Genomic DNA, 24162 nt, shown 5'->3' with positions numbered 1-24162 from the left:
AGCAAAAAAACTTACTGACTGGTGCGTAGATTTAGTGTTATAATAACACTAAATTGGCGGAAAGCGTCTGATAGGAGGGTTGGCTAGATTTGATGGATGCTGGCAGCAATAATGATGTGAACATTAAGGCAAAAGCCCTGGCGGATGCCCTGGAACGCTATGCCGGGACAAGGGGAGCCTTGATCCCTCTCCTCCAGGAAGCCCAGGAGATTTACGGTTACCTGCCGCGAGAAATCATGCAGGAAATTGCCGGGAAGCTGAAAATCCCCTTCAGCCAGGTTTACGGCGTGGCTACTTTTTATACCCAGTTTCACTTAAAACCCCGCGGGCGGAACATCATCCGCGTCTGCCAGGGTACGGCCTGCCACGTACGGGGGGGTGCCCGGCTGCTGGAGGCTATTTCGGCAGCCCTGGGTATAGGCAAAAATGAAACCACCGCCGACGGCCGCTTTACTCTGGAAACGGTGGCCTGCCTGGGTTCCTGCGGGCTGGCCCCGGTGATGATGATTAACGAAGAAACCTATGGGCGCCTGGTGCCGGAGAAGATCCCGGCCATCCTGGAAAAATACTAGCTATACGACTATGACGTCGCGAGCTTCCACAGCATGGATATAAAAAGACTTCTATTTTTAGGTGGGGGTGAAACTGAATTGCAGGACTTGAAGGAATGGCGGGAAACTTTGCAGCAGCAATCTCACCGGGGGGACAGGCCCTCCCTTACCGTGGGCATGAGCACCTGCGGCCAGGCGGCCGGGGGAGCGAAGGTAATGGCGGCCCTGGCAGAAGAGATAGCCAGGCGGGGTTTGCAGGTAGATATAAGCCAGACGAGCTGTATCGGCATGTGTTACGCTGAGCCCATTGTGGAAGTAGCCCTGCCGGGGAAACCGCGGGTGTTTTACGGCGACGTAACGCCGGAGCGGGTCCCCGGCTTGATTGAAAAACATTTGGTTCAGGGGGAGCCTGTCAGGGAATGGGCCCTTATCCAGTTGTCCGGTGAGGCAACTCCCTATGAAGGCATCCCGGTGATGCCAGGAAGCACTTACTATGGGCGGCAGGTACGGGTGGTAACTTCCCGCCTGGGGCTTACCAACCCTGAAAGCCTGGAAGAATATATCGCCACCGGCGGCTATGAGGCCCTGGAAAAGGTCTTGAGCGGGATGTCCCCGGAACAGGTTATCGAAGAAATCAAGATCTCGGGCCTGCGCGGCCGGGGCGGTGCCGGCTTTCCTACGGGCCTGAAGTGGAGTTTTACCCGGCAAGCCCCGGGGGACAAAAAGTATGTGGTCTGCAACGCCGATGAGGGCGATCCCGGCGCCTTTATGGATCGCAGCGTCCTGGAAGGCGACCCCTTTGCCGTTATTGAGGGCATGACCATCGCCGCTTATGCCATTGGCGCCGATGAGGGCTATATTTACTGCCGCGCCGAGTACCCCCTGGCCATCAAGCGCCTGAAAATGGCCATTACCGCGGCGGGAGAAAAGGGCCTGCTGGGCCGGGATATCCTGGGGACGGGCTTTAATTTTGACCTGCATATCAAGGCCGGTGCTGGCGCCTTCGTCTGCGGCGAGGAGACGGCCTTGCTGGCTTCCATCGAAGGCAAGCGGGGCATGCCCCGGGTGCGGCCGCCCTTCCCGGCGCAGCAGGGGTTATGGGGTAAGCCTACCAATATCAATAATGTCGAAACCTACGCCAACGTCCCCTTTATTATCAAGAACGGCGGCCAGTGGTTTGCCGCCATGGGCACGGAAAAGAGCAAGGGGACCAAGGTCTTCTGCCTGACGGGCAAGGTCAAAAAGACCGGGCTCATCGAAGTGCCGATGGGGATAACCCTACGGGAAATTATCTTTGATATTGCCGGCGGTATCCAGGATGATAAGCAGTTCAAGGCCGTCCAGATCGGCGGCCCGTCGGGCGGCTGCCTGCCCGAGGACAAGCTCGACCTGCCGGTGGACTATGACTCCCTGACCCGGGCCGGGGCCATCATGGGTTCCGGCGGCATGGTGGTCATGGATGAGAATACCTGTATGGTAGATGTGGCGCGCTTTTTCCTGAACTTTACCCAGGCGGAATCCTGCGGCAAGTGTACCCCCTGCCGGGAGGGCACCAAACGGATGCTGGAGATCCTCACCCGCATCTGTGAGGGCCAGGGGAAGATGGAGGATCTGGATACCCTGGAGACCCTGGCGCGAGTAGTCAAGAACACGGCCCTCTGCGGCCTGGGGCAGACCTGCCCCAACCCCATCCTCTCCACCCTCCAGTACTTCCGCCAAGAATATGAGGCCCACATCAAAGATAAGCGCTGCCCGGCCCATGTCTGCCAGGCCTTGCTGGTCTATACCATTGACGCCGGCAAGTGTACCGGTTGCGGCGCCTGTGCCCGCGCCTGCCCGGCGGGGGCCATCAGCGGCGAGAAAAAGCAGCCGCACCGGATTGATCCTGCCTTGTGCATCAAGTGCGGCAGTTGTATGGAGAAGTGCAAATTCGGGGCTATATCCAGGCTGTAGCGAAGAACGAAAATGGTGGGTTTTAGAGACTTTAAGCTCCAACTTCCCACATCTATTTACGTAGGGGGGAAAACAGATGGCTGATGTCACCTTGACCATAGATGGCAAGAGAATTACCGTACCGGCCGGGACAACGGTCTTGCAGGCCGCCCGGAATAACGGCATCTTTATCCCTACCCTTTGTCATGACCCGAAGCTCACGCCCTGGGGCGGCTGCCGCCTGTGTGTGGTGGAAATCGAGGGTATGCGCGGCCTGCCGGCCTCCTGCGTGACCACCGTCGCTGAGGGTATGGTGGTGCAGACGGCTTCGCCGCAAGTAGTTGAAGCCCGTAAAATGATGCTGGAATTATTGCTGGCCAACCATCCCCAGGACTGCCTCACCTGCAGCAAGAGCGGCGCCTGCAGCCTGCAGGATTACGCCTACTATTACGGCGTAAGGGGAGACAAATTCCACGGGGAAAAACACGACTATCCCCTGGAGGATGACAACCCCTTCATCGTGCGGGATATGAACAAGTGTATCCTGTGCGGCAAGTGCATCCGCGTTTGCGCGGAAGTCCAGGTTAACAACGTCATCGACTTTGCCCATCGCGGTTTCAACACCAGGGTAACCCCGGCCATGGATCTAACCTTAAGGGAATCGGAGGAATGTGTCTTTTGCGGCAACTGTGTCCAGGTCTGCCCGGTGGGGGCCCTGGTGGAGAAGGCGAGTTTATGGCAGGGCCGCGAGTGGGAACTCACCAAAGTGCGTACCACCTGCACCTTCTGCGGCGTGGGCTGTAACCTGGAGGTCAGCGTGAAGGACGACCATGTGGTGCGCGTCCGCGGTTATGACAACCCCCTGGTCAATAGCGGCTGGCTCTGCGTCAAGGGCCGCTTTGGCGCCGACTTTGCCGAAAGCCCGGACCGCATTACCCGGCCCCTCATCCGCGTGGGCGAGCGGGGCGAGGGCCGCTTCCGGGAAGCTACCTGGGACGAGGCCCTTGACTATACCGCCCGGCGCCTGCAAGAGATCAAGGAACAGTACGGCAGCCGGGCCATCGCTGCCTTGAGTTCGGCCCGGTGTACCAACGAAGAAAACTACCTGATGCAGAAGTTCATGCGGGCGGTGATCGGCACCAACAACGTCGATCACTGCGCCCGGACCTGACACGCCCCTACCGTGGCCGGTCTGGCCATAGCATTCGGTAGCGGCGCTATGACGAACTCCATCGCCGAAATTGAGCATAACGACGTCCTGCTTATTATCGGTTCCAACACCACCGAGGCCCACCCGGTCATCGGCCAGAAAATGAAACAGGCCGCCCGGCGGGGAGCTAAGCTCATCGTCGTTGACCCGCGCCGGATTGAGCTGGTGGAGCACGCCCACCTGTGGCTGCCCATCAGACCCGGGACCAATGTGGCTTTGATTAACGGCCTGATGTACGTCATCATCACGGAAGGCCTGGTGGATAAAAAGTTTATCGAGGAGCGGACGGAAGGTTTTGAGAGCCTCCGGGCTGTGGTCCAGAACTACCCGCCGGAACGGGTGGCGGGGATTACCGGCGTGCCGGCGGAGAAGATCTACGCCGCAGCGCGGCTTTACGCCACGACTGACAGGGCGGGGATCTTCTATACCCTGGGCATCACTGAGCATACCAGCGGTACCAGCAACGTCATGAACCTGGCCAACCTGGCCATGATTACCGGCCATGTGGGCAAAGAGTTCAGCGGCGTCAACCCCCTGCGCGGCCAGAATAACGTCCAGGGGGCCTGCGACATGGGTGCCCTGCCCGATGTCTTCCCGGGCTACCAGAAGGTGGCCAACCCGGAGGTGCGGGAGCGCTTTGCCGTCGCCTGGAACTGCCGGCTGGACGCCACCCCGGGCCTCCGCATCCCGGAGATGATCGACCTGGCGGCTGAGGGCTATATCAGGGCCATGTACATCATGGGCGAAGACCCGGCCCTGACGGACCCGGACATCACCCACGTGCGCAGGGCCCTGGCCAACCTGGACTTCCTGGTAGTGCAGGATCTCTTTATTTCCGAGACGGCGAAGTTTGCCGACGTCATCCTGCCCGGCGCCAGTTTCCTGGAGAAGGACGGCACCTTTACCAGCACCGAGCGCCGGGTGCAAAGGGTGCGCCGGGCTTTGAGCCCCAGGGGCGAGTCCCGGCCCGACTGGCAGATTATCTGCGATCTGGCGACGCGCCTGGGCTACCCCATGCACTACGACTCCCCGGAGCAGATTTTCGCCGAGATGGCAAGTCTCACCCCCAGCTATGCCGGAATGAACTATGCCCGCCTGGAGGGTAATGGCCTGCAGTGGCCCTGCCCAACGCCCGATCACCCGGGGACGAAGTTCCTCCATGCCGGCAGGTTCCCGCGGGGCAAGGGCCTGCTCCAGGGCATCGAGTACCAGCCGCCGGCCGAGCTGACGGACGAGGAATACCCCATTTTGCTGACTACCGGCCGCATGCTGTATCACTACGGCATTACCACCCGCCATTCGCCCGCCCTGGAAAGCTACCGGCCGGAAGAGCTGGCGGAGATTAACCCCGTCCAGGCAGCGGAACTGGGGGTCCAGACGGGAGACAGGGTGACGGTCGTTTCCCGCCGCGGCCGGCTGGTAACGAAAGTAAGGGTGACGGACCGGGTACCGCCGGGGATCATGTTCATGTCCTACCACTACAAAGAATCGCCGGTGAACATCCTGACCAACGCCGCCTTTGACCCCATCGCCAAGACGGCGGAATATAAGGTGACCGCAGTGCGGCTAGAACCGGCTGGCTAAGAACTGTCCAGCCTTAAAAAACTAAGGGGTGCTGTTATGCACCCCTTAGCCATTTTTCTACTACTTCGCGAAATATATGGAGTAAGCAATTGCCAGGGAACCTAACAGGACCGCAAAGAATGTGGCTATGCTCCACCACCGTGTATTATCCAGTTTGCCATCAAGACGGTTGATATCATTTTTTACTTCCTGGCGTAGGGCTTCAATTTTATTATCAAACCTGGCTTCCTGGGCTTCTTTAGTGTCACTTATCTGTTTTTGCAGGTCGTTCTTGACATTACTTATCCTGGCCTCGAGGCCCTCTTTAGTGTCGCTGATTTGCTTTTGCAGGTCGCTTTTGACGTTATTTATCTTGGCTTCGAGGCCCTCTTTAGTGTCGCTAATTTGCTTTTGCAGGTCGCTTTTGACGTTATTTATCCTGGCTTCGAGGCCTTCTTTAGTGTCGCTGATTTGCTTCTGCAGGTCGCTTTTGACGTTATTTATCTTGGCTTCAAGGCTATCCTTGGTGTCGCTGATCTGTTTTTGCAGATTGGTATTAACATTACTTATCCTGGCCTCGAGGCCTTCTTTGGTGTCGCTGATTTGCTTTTGCAGGTCGTTTTTGACGTTATTTATCCTGTCTGCCAGAGTATCTTTAGTGTCAATGAGCTGCTTTTGCAGATCGCCTTTGACATTACTTATTCTATCCACCAGCAGATAAAAGCCAAAGTCCGCCAGTTTTTCCTCTCCTGCAGCAGCTTCCCGCCTTCCAGAAACTATCTCCTGCCGGGCTTCTTCAGCCATAGCTGCCACCCCTTTCGCTCCTCTGATAACATCTTACTATGCTTTACCAGTTTTGTCTATCTTATTTTCCTCTTTTAACTTCCGCCACAGGGTGGTGCGGCTGACGCCTAAGCGGCGGGCGGCTTCGGCCTTGTTGCCTCCTGCTTCGGCCAGGACGCGTTTAATCAACCCGCGCTCCAGGGTACTTACCTGGCCGGCCAGTCTTTCTATTCTTCCTTCTCCTGCTGCGCCTTCTCCGGGGACCCCGGACTCCGGCGCTATTACCAGCCCCAGGGCCTGGCGAACCTCAGCAGCGTTGATGGTGGTCCCATGGCAACGTAAGGCCAGGCGTTCCATGCAGTTGCGCAGCTCCCGGATGTTTCCCGGCCACTGGTACTGGAGCAACTCCCTGGCTGCCTCAGGCGTGAGGTTCCCCGCCGGCCGCTGCAACTGGCGGCAGAATTCCTGGAGAAAGTGTCCGGCCAGGAGGAGCACATCGGCCCCGCGCTCCCGTAAAGGCGGGATTTCCAGGTTGAGGACGTTGATGCGGTAGTAAAGGTCTTCCCGGAAAGCCTGCTCTTTGACCATCTGCGCCAGATTCCGGTGGGTAGCAGCAATAACCCGCACGTTGACGGGGATGATGCGGTCATCCCCCAGGCGCATGATCTCCCCCTCTTCCAGGACCCGCAGCACCCGAGCCTGGAGGCGGGGCGACATTTCCCCGATTTCATCCAGGAAGATGGTCCCCTCGTGGGCCAGTTCGAAAAGGCCGGGCTTGCCGCCTTTGCGGGCGCCGGTAAAGGCCCCTTCGGCATAGCCAAAAAGCTCGCTTTCCAGGAGGTTTTCCGGCAGGGCGGCGCAGTTGACGGCGACAAAGGGACCGTTCTGCCGCGGGCCGGCCAGGTGAATGGCATGGGCGAACATTTCCTTGCCCGAACCCGTCTCGCCGTGAATAAGGACCGTGGACTGGACGGCGGCGTACTCCCGGGCCAGGCGAACGGCTTCCTTTAAGGATGGGCTTTCGCCCAGGATGTCGGCAAAGGTATACTTGGCCACGTGGCCGCGCCCGGCCAGCCGGCGCCGGACCTTATGCTCCAGGCTTTGCAGGCTGGAAATATTCTGGAAAGTAGTTACCACTCCTACGGTGCGGCCGTCGACAAGAATGGGTACCCGGTTGGCCACTACCCGGGTATTACCGATGTCCAGTAACTCACCAAGTTCCGGTTTTCCCGTCTTTAACAATATATGGCACTGGGCGGCGGGGATAACCTCGGTCACCGGGCGGCCGATAGCTTCCTCGGCGCGCCAGCCGGAGAGTTTTTCCGCCACGGGGTTGAAGACGGTGATCCGGCCTTCCTCATCCAGGGCGATGATGCCGTCGTAAGCAAAATCCAGGATGGCCTTGAATTGTTCGGCCCGGCGTTTCTCCTGCTGGCGGACCTGTAATACCCGCTGGGCCTCCTTGAGGGCCTGGTAAACTGTTTCCTTCCCGGAAGTGATTATAACGCTGTTTAAGCCGAAATTGCGCGCCTCGCGGGCCATGGCAATTTTCCCGATGATTACTTCGGCGCCGGCTTCCTTGAGGGCCATGATGCCCCGCCGGATGTCATCATCCTGGTTTTTCAGGGTGTACTTGAGGAAAGTATCTCCCAGGATGGTTTCCAGGCTCTCCAGGCCCTGGATGACATCAGGGACGTCGGCGATGCCGATGGGACCGCCGAATTGTTTGGCCTGGTAATAGGCGCGCAGGATGTCGTAGCCGCCGATGGGTACATCTACCACCGGGAGGTCCACGGCCTGCTCGATGAGCCAGGCCGTCACACCGCGGCTGACTATTACCTGGCAACCGTTTCTAGCCAGGTCGCGGGCCAGGTTGGCCCCTTCTTCTACCCGGGCAACGTGGATGGACAGGTCCAGGCCCAGCTCCAGGCTCACCTGGCGGGCGATGTGGGCCAGGTCTTCATAGGGAGCAATAAAGGCAATTTCCGCCACCAACCTTTTCCTCCTGATTTTCATTTCTTGCCGTGGTGACACCAGGTGGCCACCTCAGGAAACCTTTATCGTTACAAAGATGAAACATTACGGGCTTTAGAGTTACTATTCGACGTTTAAACAGTTTTTCCTTGCTGGTTTGAAAATTTTCACCCTTAATTCTCTCTCTACCGGTATTGCAGTGAAACATAGATAAACGTTGCAGATAATTGTAAATGTAATATTAATGAAACACGAGGCTTCCCGGCCGGCAACTGCGGCCGGCTTTTCTTTTTCCCAGAACCTTTAAATAGCAACGGTTGTAAGACAGGCAAAAATTTTCAGTTCGTTTTTTTCGACCTGGCATGGAACTTGCATTATTAAATGGATGTCTATAGTCCGAAAGTCTCTCGTGGCAGATCCTGTATAAGGGTGCGGCCAGCAACGGGCAAATCTACCCCCGCCTGGAAGCATGACATTAAGAGTTGTAACGGAGGAGGCAACCAGGAGTGGCAGCTAAAGAACTACCAGTGGTACCCTCGGCCAGGCCGGGTACCATGGCCGCCGGGGCGGCCATGGAGCGTATCCGCGAGCAGCGGCCGGTCATTGATCATCAAAAGTGTAATCTCTGTCGCGAGTGCCTGCTGTACTGCCCGGACGCGGCCCTGGCGGTAGATAAAGGGGAGGTCAGGGTGGATTGGCATTTTTGCAAAGGCTGCGGCATCTGCGCCGTCGAGTGTCCCGTCCGGGCTATCACCATGGTTGCGGAATATGCCGGCAACCGGGGGTTTATTGAGAAGTAAGCAGGGAGTGAAAGAAAATGCGCCAGTTATTAAACGGCAACGAAGCTGCCGCCCATGCCGCCCGCCTGGCGCGGGTAGAAGTCCTGGCTTCCTACCCCATTACCCCGGCGGCGCCGGTCATGGAAAAGATAACGCAGTTTATAGCTGAAGGCAGCCTTAAATGTAATTTTGTCCGGGTGGAGTCCGACCACAGTGCCCTGGCGGCGGCCCTGGGGGCGACCATGGCCGGTGCCAGATCCTTTCTAATCACCAATTCCCAGGGCCTGGCCTATATGAGCGAGGTTCTCTACCATGTTTCCGGCCTGCGCCAGCCGGTGGTCATGGCCGTCGTCAACCGGGCCCTGGCAGCTCCCCACAGCCGCTTCCCGGAGCACGGGGACGTGGTGGCCCAGGAGGCCTGCGGGTGGGTGCAACTTTTCTGCGAGAACAACCAGGAAGTCCTGGACAGCCTCCTCCAGGCCTTTCGCCTGGGGGAAGATGAGCGGGTGCGCCTGCCGGTAATGGTCAACTATGAGGGCTACATCCAGTCCCATACCCGGGAAACCGTGGACCTGCCGGAGCAGGAGGCGGTGGCTAATTTCCTGCCCCTGGTGCGGCGGCCGGTCCTGGATGTAAATAATCCCCTGGCCGTCAATACCGTTACCGGCCCGGAACTGTATATAGACTATAAATATCAGCAGGATGCCGCCCTGCAGCGGGCGGGTGAAGTCCTGCAGGAAGTTAGCACGGCTTACGCCGGGCTGACGGGCCGGGACTGGGGCGGCCCGGTAACGGGCTACCGGCTGGAGGATGCCGCCATTGTCCTGGTGGCCATGGGCTCCCTGGTCAGCACGGCCCGGATTGCCGTTGACGCTTTAAGGGCGGTAGGCGAAAAGGCCGGCCTGCTGAAGGTCCGCCTCTTCCGGCCCTTCCCGGCAGCAGCGGTACGGGAGAGCCTGCGGGCGGCGGAAGCCGTAGTCGCCCTGGATAAAAATATTGTCTACGGTGCAGGCGGCGCCCTGGCCCGGGAACTGCGGGCCGGCCTGTACGGCTTGGCAACCATGCCGGTTTACAGCTACATCCTGGGCCTGGGGGGCCGGGATGTCGGCGTGGAAGACTTGACCAGTATTTACCGGCAGGTGCGCGAGCAGCTGGGAGCCGGAACGACCCCGGCACCCTATCAATGGTACGGCCTGTAGGCCGGAGGTGAGAGATCATGGAACTAATTAATAGTTTAGCTGATGTACCAGAAACCGAGCTTTTCACCGGTGGTCACGGCGGCTGCCGCGGCTGTGGCGCGGCCCTGGCGGTGCGCCAGGCCATGAAGGCCCTGGGCCCGCGGACCATCATTACCATTCCGGCTTCCTGTATGGCCACCATTGGCGGTTCGGGTTTAAGTACCGCCTGGGAGATACCCTTTTACCACTCCCTTTTTGAGTGCGCCCCGGCCGTCGCTTCCGGTATCCGGGCGGCCCTGGACATCCAGGGCATTAAAGATGTCAATGTCGTCTCCTGGGCCGGTGATGCCGGGACGGCGGACATCGGCTTCCAGTCCCTGACAGGGGCGGCCGAACGCCAGGAGAATATCATCCACGTCTGCTATGATAATGAAACTTATATGAATACCGGCGGCCAGGCCGGCAGCATTACCCCTTACCTCGCGGTCACGCCTGACACCCCCGGCGGGAAGCCGACCCCGCGGAAGGATATGCTGGCTATTATGGCCGCCCATCACCCGGCCTACCTGGCCACGGCTTCCGTCGCCTACCCCCTGGACCTGATCCAGAAATTCCAGAAGGCCGGGGAAATACAGGGCTTCCGCTATATCCACATCCTGGCCCCCTGCTTTAAAGGCTGGGGCATCAGGGAGGACCAGACGGTGCAACTCGCCCGCCTGGCAGTAGAATGCGGCCTGTGGCAGCTTTATGAAGAGATCGACGGCCGGCGGCGGGTGACGGTCATCCCGGAACGCCGTATACCGGTCCGGGAATACCTGCGGCTCCAGGGGCGCTTCAAGACTATGGATGAAGCGGCCATTGCCGCCCTGCAGGCCGAAGTTGACCGCCGCTTCCAGGAGGTGCAGTCATGATCGAAATCCGCTTCCACGGCCGTTACGGCCAGCCGGTGGCGGCCCTGGCCGGTAAAGTAGCGCAGGTTGCCCTGGCAGCAGGCAAATATGCCCAGGTCTTCGAAAACTTCGGCGCCTACCGGCCCGGGGCACCTATGTATGCGGTGGTGCGTATTGCTGATAGCTTTATCCGGGAACGCTCGGCCAATGCCAGCAACCCGGATGCAGTGGTGGTCCTGGACAACAGCCTGCTACCGCTAACGGATGTCACTAAAGGGCTGAAGGATGGCGGTATGGTGTTCGCCCTGGGGATTGGCCCTGAGACCCTGGGGGAAAAGGGGAAGAAGTTTAGATTTACCCCTGTTGCGCCGGCGGGAGACAAAGAGCAGGCCCTTCTCGTAGCCCTGGAGAGGCTCTGGAAGGATCAATATAAAGAATAAAACTGGTTTGCTGCCAACTCTTACGGGAGGCCAGGTGTTCCCATGAACTTTCTTCTTAAGTCCCTGGCGGCTGCTGCCGGGAAAGGGCAGGTAGCGCCCGGGGAAGAGATAACCATCAACGTCGACCTCATGCTGGCTCATGACGGCAGCGCCGGCAAGGTCCTGGCCGCCTGGCCAGCGGGCGAGAGGGTGGCCTGCCCGGAGCGGGTTGTTTTTACCCTGGACCACACCTTGCCGGCGCCGGCGGTAGCCAGCCGGCAACTGCACCGGGAAATGCAGGCCTTTGCCCGCCGGGAGGGCATCCACCTCTTTGACCGGGGCGAGGGCGTTCTCCACCAGGTAGTGGCGGAAAGATTTACCCCCCGGGCCGGGATGATTATTGCCGGCGCCGACGGTCACGTGGCCACCGCCGGGGCCTTTGGCGCCATCGCCTTTTCCCTTAAACCGGAAGAACTGGTGAGCGTGCTGGTCAGCGGGAAGTTGCAGCTTAAGGTGCCGGAAATATATAATGTGCAGGTTAAAGGGAAAATGCCGCCGGGGGTGGCAGCGCGGGACCTGGCTTTGGCGGTTTTAAAGCACCTTGACCGCGAGACTGTGAAGGGCCGGGCCCTGGGTTTCCAGGGCCCGGGGGTATGGGGCCTCAGCACTGCCGGCCGGATGGCTTTATGCAACCTCATTGGCGAGACAGGGGCGGTAACGGGACTGATAATACCACCGCAAGCAGTAGTCCCAGGAGTTAAACCGAACCTGGAGGTGGAACTGGAGAACCTGGAGCCGGTGGTAGCCTGTCCCCCTTCTCCCTTTAACGTGCGGCCCCTGAAGGAACTGGAAGGGCTGCCCATCACCCAGGCCGTAGTTGGCGGGTGTGCCAGCGGCAGGTTAGAGGATTTAAGGGAGTTAGCCCTGGGGCTTAATGGCCGGAAGGTTCATAGAGAGGTGACCCTGCTGGTGACACCGGCCTCCCGGGACGTTTTACATCAAATGGAAAGGGAGGGCCTGGCCCGGGTCCTGCGCGATCTGGGGGCCATCATTCTCCCCCCGGGGTGCGGTCCCTGCCCGGGCATTCACCTGGGCCTCCTGGCGCCTGGCGACCGGGCGCTGGCAGCGACGGTCCGCAATGTACCGGGCCGGATGGGGTCCGAGCAAAGCGAGATATACCTTGCTTCACCGCGAACTGTAGGGGCTGCGGCGGCAGCGGGGAACATTACCGCAGGAGGAACAGTGTAGCTTTTATTTCCGGGTAAAGGCGCTTGCTTTTCTGATCTTCCGGAAAGGAGGGGATAGGAAATCGTCTTAAAAATGGTTTGAGTGGTGAATTGCTGGGAGGTGAAAGGTTAATAAACGGAGAGTGGCGAAAATTTAGAGCGATGAGTTGGACCAAAATATTCATTTGCTGAGGAGCCCCCCATGGGGGCTGGCGCCCCCTCCACGACACATGAAATAGGTGATAGTATAAGTTAAAACACTGCCATGAAAAGGATCGATTTCGCTCTGGTGCCGGACAAGGAGCCCGAGGAGGAGTCTGATCCAGACACCTTTAGGAACCACGAACTGTAAAGCAGGCCTCAACAAGGTAAAGTACCCGCCTTGGAAGGCTGAGCACGTGGAGGAGATTCTTAGACCATGGAGGTGTCTCTTGGCAGTAGTTAAATAAAAAATAAAAAAGAAAGAGGGGAAAGCAAGAAACCACGAAATGGAAGTAGTGTATGAACGCTGCTGTGGGCTAGATGTCCACAAGAAAAAGGTAGTGGCGTGTCTGATCACGCCAGGAGAAAAACAACTAAAACAAGAAATAAGAACCTTTGGCACCATGACCGAAGACTTAGAAGGGTTACGGGGATGGCTTTTAGAAAACGGAGTTACTGCCGTAGCCATGGAAAGCACCGGAGTATATTGGAAACCGATATACAACATTTTAGAAGGCCAAATACCAGAATTAATATTGATCAACCCCGAACACTTTAAAGCCTTAAAGGGGAAGAAAACCGACTGCAAAGACGCGGTGTGGCTAGCCGAACTTTTAAGGCATGGCCTGCTAGCAGGAAGCTTTATCCCGCCGAAAGAAATAAGGGAATTAAGGGAGTTAACCAGGTATAGGGCGGCTTTGGTAGCAGAACACAGCCGCGAGGTGCAAAGGGTCCAAAAGCAGCTAGAAAACAGCAATATCAAATTAAGTTCAGTAGCCACAGATATCATGGGCGTATCAGGGCGAGAGATACTAAAAGCGATGCTTAACGGGAACGAAGATCCAAAAGAACTAGCGCAAATGGCCAGGGGGAAATTACGCAAGAAGATACCAGAACTAGAAAAAGCCCTGGAGGGGAAAATAGAAGAACATACCCGGCTATTGTTGAAACAACAACTAGAGCACCTGGAGTTTTTAGAGCAACAAATCGAAGAACTAAATGCCGAAATCGAAAAAAGGATGGAGCCTTTTTTCGAAGAAGCGGGGAGACTAGCTGAAGTAAACGGCATAAAAAAAGAAGCAGCCCAGGATATAATTGCCGAAATAGGCGTCGACATGACCCCCTTTCCTGATGCTGACCATTTAGCCTCATGGGCAGGGGTCTGTCCCGGTAACAACGAAAGTGCCGGTAAACGAAAGAGTGGGAAAACCCGTAAAGGAAATCAACACTTAAGAGCAATATTAGTCCAATGTTCCTGGGCCGCAATACGAACAAAAGACAGCTATCTCTCCGCGAAATATCGTCGATTAGCGCCACGACTAGGCAAGAAAAAAGCCCTGCTAGCCATCGCCCATAGTCTGATAAAAATTATCTACCATCTCCTAAAAGATAAAGCCCATTACCAGGATCCAGGACCAAACTACTATACCAAAGAAGAACGAGAACGCCGAATAAGGCGGTTAGTAAAGCAAATAGAAGCCCAAGGTTACACAGTAACTCTAGAAGAAAAGCCTTCTGTTGCCTAGTTTTAAAAAAAGCCAAAGGAAAGATAAATGCTAGGTGCAAGCATGCAATGGTAAAAAGACACATTTTAGTATAGCTATACCGCCAGAGTAAAGTTTATACAGCAATAACGCACACTAATTATTTCCACTAAAGTGAAATATGGGCTGAACTGTAAGCCTTAGTGATTTCGGAGGAGGGAATGCTCCAGATGTCTGTACCAGTAGTTTCTTTACTGGCACTAATATTCATCATTATAATCAGCTGCATCATGCCGCTGAACATTGGCGCCATGTCGCTGGGATTGGCCCTGGTGGTCGGCCATTATATCGGGGGCCTGAAAGTAGCCGATATACTGAAAAGCTACCCTACCAATATTTTAATCATGCTGGCCGGCACTACCTATCTTTTCTCGCTGGCCCAGGTGAACGGCACCCTGGAGAAAATTGTTAAATATACACTAAAAGGCGTTAAAGGCAATGCTGCTATTCTTCCTATAATTTTCTTCCTTCTGGCCTTTGTTCTTTCTTCCATGGGGCCCGGGCAGATAACGATAGCTGCTTTAATGGCGCCCATGGCCATGCTGCTGGCGGAGGAAGCCGGCATCAGCCCCCTGCTCATGGCCATCGTAGTGGGTAACGGCGGCCAGGCCGGGGCCATGTCTCCCATAGCCCCGGCAGGCGTTATCGCGGCAGGGTTGACCCAGAAGATGGGCCTGACAGGGGTAAGCGGCATCCTGTGGCTGAACCAGTTCCTGGGTCACTTTATCGTCTCGATTCTCGCTTATATAATTTACGGCGGCTTGAAGCTGTGGAAAGTTAAAGAACCGGGACAGCGGCAAAGCCTGGTCGACATGCAGGTCGAGCCTTTTACGCGCAACCAGTTGATCACCCTCGTCGCTATTCTTATATTTATCATCGGCGCCCTTTTCTTCAAGATGGACGTCGGCCTGGGCGGCTTCCTGATTGGCACCGTCCTGGCTTTGTTCAAGATTGCCGATGAGGGCAAAGCCATCAAGCAGATGCCGTGGGGGACTATCCTCTTCGTGACGGGTGTTACGGTGCTCGTTGACCTCATGAGCAAGATAGGGGGCATGGACCTGTTTGCTAGCATAATTGCCAGGTTCTCCACCCCGCTGACCCTCACCCTGGTAACGGGATTTTTAGCGGCGCTGATTTCTGCTTATGCCAGCACCATCGGTGTTATTTTGCCTGCTTTCATCCCCATGGCCCCCATGCTGCTGCAGAAGGTGGGGGCGCCAGCAACAGACCTGATACCCTTGCTTTCAACAATTGTAGTTTGCGGTTTCTTGACCGACCTGAGTCCCCTCTCTACCACCGGTGCCATTTTCTACGCCAATGCCGGCGAGAAGACCAACAAGCAAAAGCTCTTCCGGGATATGCTCATCTGGGGCCTGTCCATGTCGGTAGTGGGTGCTGTTGTAAGCTGGCTGGCCTTTACCGTCCTGCGCTTGCCCTGATGCTCCCTGCCGCGGCTGGCTGTACGTTTTGATTGTCTCTCCATCTCCCCTTTCTGTCCTTACCTGGCAGGCAAACCGTCCACCTTTTTACAGGTGGGCGGTTTTTATTTCCCCTGGGAGGCTTGATTTACATGGTCTTAGTAATTGCTTCATGGAAATAAGGGGCTGGGCATCCTTGTTCTCCTGGGCGGTTCCGTCAGCTGGGGCCTGGCCAGCGTTTACCTGAAAGCAGCCTTTCAAAACCGGGACAAGCTGGTGGTAACTGCTTACCAGATGTTTTATGGTTCCCTGTTGTTACTCCCGGTAGCCGCCCTGGCTGATCATGGCCTGCGCTTCTCCTGGACGCTGCCGGCTATAGGGATCATCCTTTACACTTCTATCTTCACCTCGGCCCTGGGTTTTGCCATCCTTTTAACTATCCAGGCCCGTTACCCGGCCAGCCAGACCAGCGTTTACCTCTTCCTGGTGCCGGTTTTTGGCGTTACCTCCAGCACCCTGTTGCTGGGTGAGAAATTGACCCTGAACCTGCTCCTGGGGCTGGCCCTGGTGGCCCTGGGGATTATTACCGTGAACCTGGGAGACGTGGCGCCCGCCCGGGAAAAATATAGTAATCGGTTATAGTAGCCAAAATAAAAATTAAAAAAAATTATATCCCCATAGAAGGAATTTATAAAGTTATGTCGAATAAGCTGTTTTAGTGAGGTAAAGAGGAGTGGTAAGTAAGATATATATTGAGAAGCGAAAAATTTCTCTAGGTAAGGCGGCGTTAATGTTGGCAATGACGGATGATCGCGAGGAAGAAGAGAGTATCAAAGAATGGTTGGCATCTATTGGCTATAAAAAAGCAGTAGCTACTGAGGTATCTGGGCCGTTAGCTGATTTTAAGCAAAAGGTAATGAAAAACGCGGTAGCTGCAGCTTTGCACACGGGTATAATTGAGAATGACCCCCGTAAACTTCATGGTCTAGTTCATGCGGTTTTAGAAGCTACCCAAGGCATACTCATAGCAGCTTTAGCAAATCCGAGCATAAAAGTTAAAATGGGGATAGTAACAGATGATAAGTGGGTAGCAGTAGGTATGTTTGGAGTTACTGCTTTACATGTATGTACCAATCATGAACGAGCTGGATTAGGAGTAATGCATTTATAAGTGTAAAGTGAAAAGGGAATAGGTAAACGGTTGTAAAAACAAGGCGGGGCATTTGCTCAGAGAAGAGTGTAAAGTGAAGCCTTTAAATTGGTGCTTATCCAATTTAAAGGCTTTGTTTGTTTTAAGGGGTGGTATTTTTTGGGCGGGTTTATAACAAAGGGAGAAAAAATTGTTTCTTTAAAAGAAGCTGGGCAGATTATCCAGGATGGTAACATTATAGCCGTTGGTGGAGCTTTGTCTGCCCGTGAACCCATCGCCCTCATTCACGAAATAATACGCCAGGGGAAGAAGAATTTAATGACCATTGGCGGTGCCCATGGCCTGGATATTGACCTTTTGTGTGCCGGGGGGGTAGTAGGGGCAGTACAAAATTCTTTTGTAGGCTTTGAATTTGATTTTGGTTTAGCCCCAAATTATAGGCGCGCCTGCCAGAGTGGAAAAGTGCAGGTAAGGGAAACAGATTGTAATTTTACTTTACAACAATTACGAGCAGCCCAGTACGGTATTCCCTTTATGCCCATGCCGCGCGTTGGAGGTACGGATATCCTTCAACTGCATCCTGAATTTAAAACCATAACCTGTCCCTTCACGGGCGAAAAATTAACAGCCGTACCAGCCTTAAAACCTGATGTGGCAATAATTCATGGCTATAAAGCAGATAAACGCGGGAATGTTCATTTAACCAAACCGTATTTTGCCGACGTTTTAATGGCTACGGCCGCCGAGAAAACCATCGTAACTGTTGAGGAGGTGGTTAGTGAGGAAGAAATCCGGGAATTGGGTATAGTAATTCCTTACTATGAAGTGACAGCAGTAGTAGAAGTTCCGTTTGGGGCCCATCCGACAGCTTGTTATCCTGCCTATGCATATGATCGCAAGCATATTGCTAAATATATACAACTTGCTCAAGAGGGCGAGGAAATATTCCGGAGAGAATATTTGGATGTATTTGTTTATGGTAGCGAGACCCAGCAAGAATACTTACGGCGTGTGGGCGACGAAGAGCATTTTAAACGCTTGCGAGCCTGGAGGCAGGATATTACGAGCTGGATGGAGGTATTTGGAGAATGACGGATGTAACTTATTGTACCATAGATGAATTAATGGCTGTTTGCCTTGCCAGGACGATTAAAGATCATGACGTGGTTTTTAATGGAGTAGCAGTAGCGTTACCTTTTACGGCCATTATGTTAGCCAAACATACCCATGCTCGCAATTGTGTCTTTCTAGGCGGGCTGCCGGCAGGGGTTGATCCCCAGCCGCCGTTTTTACCCCCTACTTCGGCGGATGCCGTAATGCTCCATGGTGCAGTTACAATTCTACCTCTCCATGAGATTTTCGACCTGGCGCAAAAAGGCAAGCTAGATCGCATCTTCTTTGGTGGCGCCCAAATTGATAAGTACGGTAATTTAAATAATACTCTTATTGGCAGCAAAGAAAAGATAAAAGTAAAGTTGCCTGGTGGCGCAGGAGCCAGCAACCTATCTTGTTTTGCCAAAAATTTTACGGTATGGACCTCACGCCATCAAGTTAAGCCTGCGGATTCCCGCAAAAATTATACTCTGGTAGAAAAAGTTGATTTTATTACTACAATGGGTCATGTAACCCCGTCAGGAACACGAAAAGAAATGGGGTTAAGGGGCGGAGGGCCAGATTGGGTCATAACTGATTTGGGCGTTTTTGATTTTACTGCTTCAGGTGAATTAAGGCTAAAAACATTACACCCGGGAGTTACCATGGAAGAGCTTCTTGATAATACGTCATTCAGGCCAGTTATGGCGGAACCTTTAGGAGAGACACCTTTACCAACAAGGGAAGAAATTGAACTTATTCGTCGTTTAGATCCTTTAAACGTGCGCAAAAGGGAATTTTCAGCCAGTCAATTAGAACGCCGTTATCCAGTAAAAAATTAATTGCCAAGATTAAAATTCAAATAGAGAAAAAAATAAAGGGGGGTGGAAGAGGGAGCCAGAAAAGAATTTTTGTTACCAAATATTAGTTAATTTTAAAGAAAGGAGCAGGTGAGGCAAAATGGCAGTTGAATTACAGGAGATAGCCAAAGCATTAATAGCTGGTAGCCAGGATCAGGTGCGGCAGTTAGTTGGGGAAGCATTAAAGGAGGGCGTTGCGCCTCAGGAAATCCTGCAAAAGGGCCTGATTGCAGGCATGGATGAAGTGGGCAGGCGGTTTAAAGCCAACGAAATGTTTGTTCCAGAAGTTCTGTTATGTGCCCGGGCTATGCATGCTGGTATGGATGTACTAAAGCCGGTAATGGTTGAAGGTGCTCAAGGCAACAAAGAAAAAGTTGTTATTGGTACAGTAAAAGGCGATTTACATGATATTGGAAAGAATCTGGTAATTATGATGCTGGAAGGCGCTGGCTTTAAAGTTATTGATTTAGGAATGAACGTAAGCCCGGAAAAATTCCTGGAAGTATTTGAAGCGGAAAAACCTGCTGTTATTGGTATGTCAGCTATGTTGACCACCACCATGCAGGCCATGCGCGATACCATAGCCCTTTTTGAAAAGCAGGGACAGCGGCATAAAGTTAAATTTTTAGTAGGAGGAGCCCCGGTTACTGCAGAATTCGCCAATAAGATAGGGGCTGATGGCTACGGTGCCGATGCTGGTGAAGCCCTTGAACTCGTTAAAGAATTTACCCTGGGAAGGAGTGCTTAAGGATGGCAAGTAACGGTAAGATGACTTCGATGAAAAGGATTATGGCCGTTTGTAATAAGGAAATCCCCGATCGCGTCCCTTTTCTCCTCACTTCTCGTGAATTTGGTATTAAGTATGCAGGCCTGAAGTATGCCCAGTGCTATGAAGATCCTAATCTTTATGTAAACTCTCAGCTGCGACTGCTGGAGGAATTTGAATTAGATGGGGTCTGGGATATCTGGTGTACACCTGCTGTAGACGAGGCCATGGGTGCCCATATGGTAGTTGCTGAGGATGACCCGCCCTGGATTCCTGAACCTTACCTTAATGAAAGAGAAGATATTAGTAAGCTTAAACCAGTGGACCCTAGAAAAGATGGCCGTATGCCCTATATGTTAGAAGTTGTCAGCAGGCTGAAAAAAGCAGTGGGGCCGGACGTGCCTGTAATTGCCTGGGCTTCTCCGCCTTTCCGGACGGCCTGTATGTTAAGGGGCAGTGCTAATCTATATTTGGACATTTTCGATGACCCCAAGTTCGTCAAAGACCTTCTAGATATTACCTATGAAGCCTGTACTGCCTATGGTAAAGCCCTGGTCGATGCGGGTGCCGATATTATTTGTACCTCCAATCCCGTGGCCAATATGGATTGTATTTCCCGCAGGCACTATGAGGAGTTTTCTCATCCTTACACCAAGAAAATGTTTGGTGAGCTGAAGGCTCACGGCGCTAAGGCTATTCTTTATCACACCTGTGGCCGCTGGGATGACCGCTTTGACCTAGTCTGCGCTGAAAATGTTGATATTATTCATTGCGATAAAGTAGACATTAAGGACTTTAAGGAAAAATATAGTGATCGTATTGTTGTTATGGGTAATGTGAAATCAGTTGTAACCCTGCTTCAAGGCACAGAAGAACAGGTACGCGAGGAGACTTTAGCATGCCTGCAGAAGGGAGCGCCGGGTGGCCGTTATATTATCAGCGCTGACTGTGCTGTTCCCAGGGATACCAACCCCGACAACGTCCGGGCCATGGCCGCAGTTGTAAAACAATATCGTGATTACCCCTTGAATTTCTAGGAGGTAGCACGTCCTGGGGAAGGGAAAAATTATGAAAACAATATTAAGCAGCAAGACGAAAGAGGTAGTTATTGAACGAGGCAAAGGGACAGTTATCATCGGTGAACGCATTAACCCTACAGGTAAAAAAGCGTTGGCTCAGGCACTCCTTAACGGTGACCTTGAAGTATTGCGCCAGGAGGCAATTCGCCAGATAGAAGCAGGGGCGGAGGTTTTAGAGGTAAATGTAGGAGCGGCAGGAGTTGATGAGGTCGCTGTTTTACCAGCGGCGGTAAAAATTGTAGCTGAAGTTAGTTATTTGCCTTTGTCCATCGACTCCTCCAATCCTGATGCCCTGGCTGCAGCCCTAGAGGTTTATGAGGGTAAAGCCTTGGTGAATAGCGTAACCGGTGAAGAACATTCTCTGGTAAAGGTTTTACCCCTGATTAAAAAATATAATGCTGCAGTTATTGGCCTCTGTATGGATGATAATGGTATTCCCGAAGACGTTGAGGGGAGAGTGAAAATAGCTACTAAAATAATTGAGAGGGCTACGGAAATTGGTATTCCTCAAGAAGATATAATTATTGATTGCCTGGCCATGACGGTAAGTTCAAATACCCAGGCTGCTGTAATAACCCTGGAAACCCTGGCGGCTGTAAGGGATAAGCTGGGTAACAATACCGTGCTGGGGGCTAGCAATGTATCCTTTGGCTTACCAGAACGGAAGTGTATTCACCTGGCCTTTTTCCCAATGGTTATTCATGAGGGATTAAGTGCTATAATTGCTGATCCTACAGTACAGCCCATTCGCCGGGTTATTCGGGCGTCGGACTTGCTAATGGGTTATGACGAATGGGCTACCAATTATCTTAAAGACTACCGTGAGTATGGTCCAACCATTTAGTGATATAGCGACTAAAGGGAAGGGGGCTGGACCTCCATTTAAAAAGGAGGAACAGTTAATGGCTGTTATCAACAGTGCCCTGGAAGGGATAATTGTTTTGGATCTCAGCCGGGTGTTGGCGGCGCCTTATTGTGGCATGATATTGGCCGACCTGGGGGCGGAAGTTATTAAAATTGAAGTCCCCGGTAAAGGCGATGATGCGAGAGAGTATCCACCGTTTATTAATGGTGAAAGTGGCTATTTCATGAGCCTGAACCGTAACAAAAAAAGTCTAACTTTAAATCTCAAACATCCGCGAGGAAAGGAAGTATTTAAAACTCTAGTTAAGCATGCTGACGTGGTTTTAGAAAACTACCGGCCAGGTACGATGGATAAATTGGGTTTGGGATATGGAGTCCTAAAGGAGATAAACCCACGCTTGATTTATGCCGCCATTTCTGGCTTTGGCCAGAGCGGTCCCTATGCTTCTAAACCTGCTTATGATCTAATTATTCAAGCTATGGGTGGAGTAATGAGTTTGACAGCTCACCCGGGAGGTCTGCCAACGAGAGTGGGCTCGGCCATTGGGGATATTGCTGCCGGTATGTTTGGAGCCATCGGCATCCTGGCGGCTTTACGAGCCCGGGAAGTAACCGGCAAAGGCCAACTGGTAGATGTGGCTATGCTTGATTGCCAGGTTGCTTTATTGGAAAATGCCATTGCCAGGTACTGGGCCACAGGAAAGGCTCCACTGCCGACAGGGAATAGGCATCCATCTATTACTCCATTCCAGGCATTTCCGACGAAAGATTATTATGTGATTTGCGCCGCTGGTAATGATAAGTTGTGGGAAAAGTTTTGCCAGGCCATAGGCAAAGAAGAATTAGTGCACGACCCGCGTTTTGAAAGCAACCGCCTGCGTACAGAAAATATAGCCGAGTTAGAACCGATTCTGTTTGAGGTATTTCGCCAAAAGACAACAGCAGAGTGGATCGAGATTATAGAAACGGCCGGTATTCCCTGCGGACCCATTAACACCGTTGATAAAGTAGTTAATGACCCGCAAGTCAGGGCGCGGGAGATGGTGGTCGAAATTGACCACCCTGTAGCCGGAAAGCAATTAATTCATGGGGTACCTGTAAAGCTATCTGATACTCCTGGGAGGGTCCGTCAACCGGCGCCTGTATTAGGACAGCATACAAGGGAGGTGCTACAAAAATACGGTTTAACTGCTGAAGAAATTAATTTGCTTGCTCAAGAAGGGGTTGTTTAACACTGGAGCTGGTGCTGGGAAACAGTTAGGCCGATAAAGCTCCGGGCTGGTTTCCTGGCACCATTTATAAAAGCTAAAATTCAAAAAGGAGGACGGAATATGCGCAAGATCCTTCGTTGGATAAGTTCTAAATTAAATTTTGGTATGGAAAAAGTTTTTCCAGATTCCTTTGTTTTTTGTGTTGGCTTAGTTTTTATCGTATATTTAGCCGGCATTTTCATCGCCCACAAAAGCTGGTTTGACATGATCTTATACTTTGGAAAAGGTTTCTGGGGTTTCCTAGCTTTTTCCATGCAAATGGTAGTATTAATGGTCGTGGGTGGTATGGTGGCTATTAGTCCATTGGGCCATCGTTTTATGAAGGCCCTGGCACGGATACCTAAGAACTCTCTTTCTGCAGTAGTCTTTGTTACGATTATTACCTCCTTTTTAACCTGGCTGCAATGGGGTTTAGGTCTAATTGCCGGGGGGTTGCTTTGCCGGGAAATTGCCAAGAATCTTGAAAAGCTGGATTTTAAGTTAATGGTAGCAGGGGCCTATGCCGGCTGGTCGATAGGACTTTTTGGGCTTTCAAATACAGAATCCCTTCTAGTTAATACCCCGGGTCATTTTTTGGAAAAGACCATAGGACTTATTCCTTTTAGCCAGACAGCCTTAAGTCCTATGGTTTTAACCGGCGTCGCTTTAGGTACTTTGGGTGTGGCTCTATTGTTTTATCTAGTTCATCCCGACAGACAAGAAACACCAGTTATAGATATACGTGTCAAAAAATTATTAGATACAGAAGGCAATATTGGCAATGAATTAGCTGCAAAAGCAGAAATGTCTTTTGCCCAGAAGCTGGAGAATAGCCCGCTTATAAACTGGTGTGCAGGATTGCTTGGCTTAATTTACATTGTTAACTGGTTTTATACAAAAGGTTTTGATGTTAATTTAGATATCTTCAATTTTACCCTACTATTTTTAGCCTTATTCTTGCACAAGACACCGGCTAGATTTATGCGAGCTGCAGAAGAAGCTACCAAAGATGTTTTCGGGATTATAGTGCAGTTTCCTTTTTATGCTGGTATCCAGGGGATGATGGCTTCTTCAGGTTTGGTTATGATTATTGCCCAATGGTTTGTGAGCATATCGACGCCATTTACTTACCAGTTTTGGAATTATTTAAGCGGGGCTGTAGTTAACTTTTTTATCCCCTCTTCCGGTGGTATCTGGATGGTCCAGGGGCCGATTATGATTGAAGCTGGACGAATGTTAGGTGTTGCTGACGCCCGGGTTATTAATAGTTTTGCTGCTGGGGAAGTGTTTAGCAATATGATTCAACCCTTTTGGGCTATACCCCTTTTAAGTATAGCGGGTCTTAATATCCGGGATATTGTGGGCTATTGTATTATGGGATTTATATTAGTTACATTGATCTTTTTTGGCGCTATGGTAGTTTTCTAAGCATT

Annotated in this window: 21 protein-coding genes; 19 read left to right on the top strand and 2 right to left on the bottom strand. The window is 52.8% G+C overall.

Translation table 11 applies throughout. The features are described 5' to 3' along the window. Nucleotides 1-92 precede the first annotated feature (92 nt). From nuoE to fdhF, 3 genes are all read left to right on the top strand, one after another. Nucleotides 93-572 (top strand): NADH-quinone oxidoreductase subunit NuoE, encoded by a 480-nt coding sequence (nuoE, locus tag MGLY_RS04920; RefSeq protein ID WP_156276191.1) that lies wholly within the window; start codon nt 93-95, stop codon nt 570-572. Between the two features lie 78 nt (nt 573-650). Next, nucleotides 651-2504 carry an NADH-quinone oxidoreductase subunit NuoF gene (gene nuoF, locus MGLY_RS04915; protein WP_277997893.1) on the top strand — a complete coding sequence of 618 codons (1854 nt, stop codon included), beginning with the start codon at nt 651-653 and terminating at the stop codon, nt 2502-2504. 76 nt (nt 2505-2580) lie between these two features. Next, nucleotides 2581-5277 (top strand): formate dehydrogenase subunit alpha, encoded by a 2697-nt coding sequence (gene fdhF, locus MGLY_RS04910; RefSeq protein WP_156272254.1) that lies wholly within the window; start codon nt 2581-2583, stop codon nt 5275-5277. Nucleotides 5278-5337: 60 nt separating this feature from the next. Here fdhF and MGLY_RS04905 read toward each other — a convergent pair whose 3' ends face one another. Together MGLY_RS04905 and MGLY_RS04900 are read right to left on the bottom strand one after the other, a co-directional pair. Then, nucleotides 5338-6060 (bottom strand): hypothetical protein, encoded by a 723-nt coding sequence (locus tag MGLY_RS04905; protein WP_156272252.1) that lies wholly within the window; start codon nt 6058-6060, stop codon nt 5338-5340. A gap of 36 nt (nt 6061-6096) precedes the next feature. Next, a complete protein-coding gene (locus MGLY_RS04900) occupies nt 6097-8031 on the bottom strand; it encodes a sigma 54-interacting transcriptional regulator (protein ID WP_156272250.1) in 1935 nt (644 codons plus the stop codon). Between the two features lie 488 nt (nt 8032-8519). Here MGLY_RS04900 and MGLY_RS04895 point away from each other — a divergent pair, with 488 nt between their 5' ends. From MGLY_RS04895 to MGLY_RS04820, 16 genes are all read left to right on the top strand, one after another. After that, complete coding sequence (locus MGLY_RS04895; RefSeq protein ID WP_211662081.1) at nt 8520-8813, top strand: 4Fe-4S binding protein; 294 nt, start codon at nt 8520-8522, stop codon at nt 8811-8813. A gap of 17 nt (nt 8814-8830) precedes the next feature. Further along, a complete protein-coding gene (locus tag MGLY_RS04890; protein ID WP_156272248.1) occupies nt 8831-9991 on the top strand; it encodes a transketolase C-terminal domain-containing protein in 1161 nt (386 codons plus the stop codon). Between the two features lie 17 nt (nt 9992-10008). Further along, nucleotides 10009-10881, top strand: coding sequence for a thiamine pyrophosphate-dependent enzyme (locus MGLY_RS04885; protein ID WP_156272246.1), 873 nt, complete (start codon nt 10009-10011; stop codon nt 10879-10881). Continuing rightward, complete coding sequence (locus MGLY_RS04880; RefSeq protein WP_156272244.1) at nt 10878-11300, top strand: 2-oxoacid:acceptor oxidoreductase family protein; 423 nt, start codon at nt 10878-10880, stop codon at nt 11298-11300. Before MGLY_RS04885 ends, MGLY_RS04880 begins: the two co-directional genes overlap by 4 nt. Before the next feature lie 42 nt (nt 11301-11342). After that, nucleotides 11343-12527 carry a 3-isopropylmalate dehydratase large subunit gene (locus MGLY_RS04875; protein ID WP_156272242.1) on the top strand — a complete coding sequence of 395 codons (1185 nt, stop codon included), beginning with the start codon at nt 11343-11345 and terminating at the stop codon, nt 12525-12527. 466 nt (nt 12528-12993) lie between these two features. Continuing rightward, the gene (locus MGLY_RS04870) at nt 12994-14232 is read left to right on the top strand and encodes an IS110 family RNA-guided transposase (RefSeq protein WP_156271235.1); all 1239 of its coding nucleotides are present in this window, start codon (nt 12994-12996) and stop codon (nt 14230-14232) included. Nucleotides 14233-14420: 188 nt separating this feature from the next. Next, nucleotides 14421-15689, top strand: a complete 1269-nt coding sequence (locus MGLY_RS04865) for an SLC13 family permease (protein WP_156272240.1) — start codon at nt 14421-14423, stop codon at nt 15687-15689. Nucleotides 15690-15833: 144 nt separating this feature from the next. Continuing rightward, a complete protein-coding gene (locus MGLY_RS04860; RefSeq protein ID WP_170290922.1) occupies nt 15834-16310 on the top strand; it encodes a DMT family transporter in 477 nt (158 codons plus the stop codon). 91 nt (nt 16311-16401) lie between these two features. Further along, nucleotides 16402-16839: a HutP family protein gene (locus MGLY_RS04855; RefSeq protein WP_156272238.1), complete on the top strand. Its 438-nt coding sequence runs from the start codon at nt 16402-16404 to the stop codon at nt 16837-16839. Between the two features lie 90 nt (nt 16840-16929). Beyond that, nucleotides 16930-17910, top strand: coding sequence for a CoA transferase subunit A (locus MGLY_RS04850; protein WP_211662080.1), 981 nt, complete (start codon nt 16930-16932; stop codon nt 17908-17910). Further along, nucleotides 17907-18752 (top strand): CoA-transferase subunit beta, encoded by an 846-nt coding sequence (locus tag MGLY_RS04845; RefSeq protein ID WP_156272236.1) that lies wholly within the window; start codon nt 17907-17909, stop codon nt 18750-18752. The genes MGLY_RS04850 and MGLY_RS04845 overlap by 4 nt, the downstream gene beginning before the upstream one ends. Before the next feature lie 118 nt (nt 18753-18870). After that, a complete protein-coding gene (locus tag MGLY_RS04840) occupies nt 18871-19518 on the top strand; it encodes a corrinoid protein (RefSeq protein ID WP_156272234.1) in 648 nt (215 codons plus the stop codon). A 2-nt stretch (nt 19519-19520) separates the two neighbouring features. Then, nucleotides 19521-20573 carry a uroporphyrinogen decarboxylase family protein gene (locus MGLY_RS04835; RefSeq protein WP_156272232.1) on the top strand — a complete coding sequence of 351 codons (1053 nt, stop codon included), beginning with the start codon at nt 19521-19523 and terminating at the stop codon, nt 20571-20573. 31 nt (nt 20574-20604) lie between these two features. Further along, nucleotides 20605-21459, top strand: coding sequence for a dihydropteroate synthase (locus tag MGLY_RS04830; RefSeq protein WP_156272230.1), 855 nt, complete (start codon nt 20605-20607; stop codon nt 21457-21459). Nucleotides 21460-21517: 58 nt separating this feature from the next. Next, nucleotides 21518-22711, top strand: coding sequence for a CaiB/BaiF CoA transferase family protein (locus MGLY_RS04825; RefSeq protein WP_156272228.1), 1194 nt, complete (start codon nt 21518-21520; stop codon nt 22709-22711). 99 nt (nt 22712-22810) lie between these two features. Further along, nucleotides 22811-24157, top strand: a complete 1347-nt coding sequence (locus MGLY_RS04820; protein WP_156272226.1) for a TIGR00366 family protein — start codon at nt 22811-22813, stop codon at nt 24155-24157. Nucleotides 24158-24162 lie beyond the last annotated feature (5 nt).

This window comes from Moorella glycerini (assembly GCF_009735625.1).
Classification (GTDB): domain Bacteria; phylum Bacillota; class DSM-521; order Neomoorellales; family Neomoorellaceae; genus Neomoorella; species Neomoorella glycerini.
This window is presented reverse-complemented; position numbering and strand designations above follow the sequence as displayed.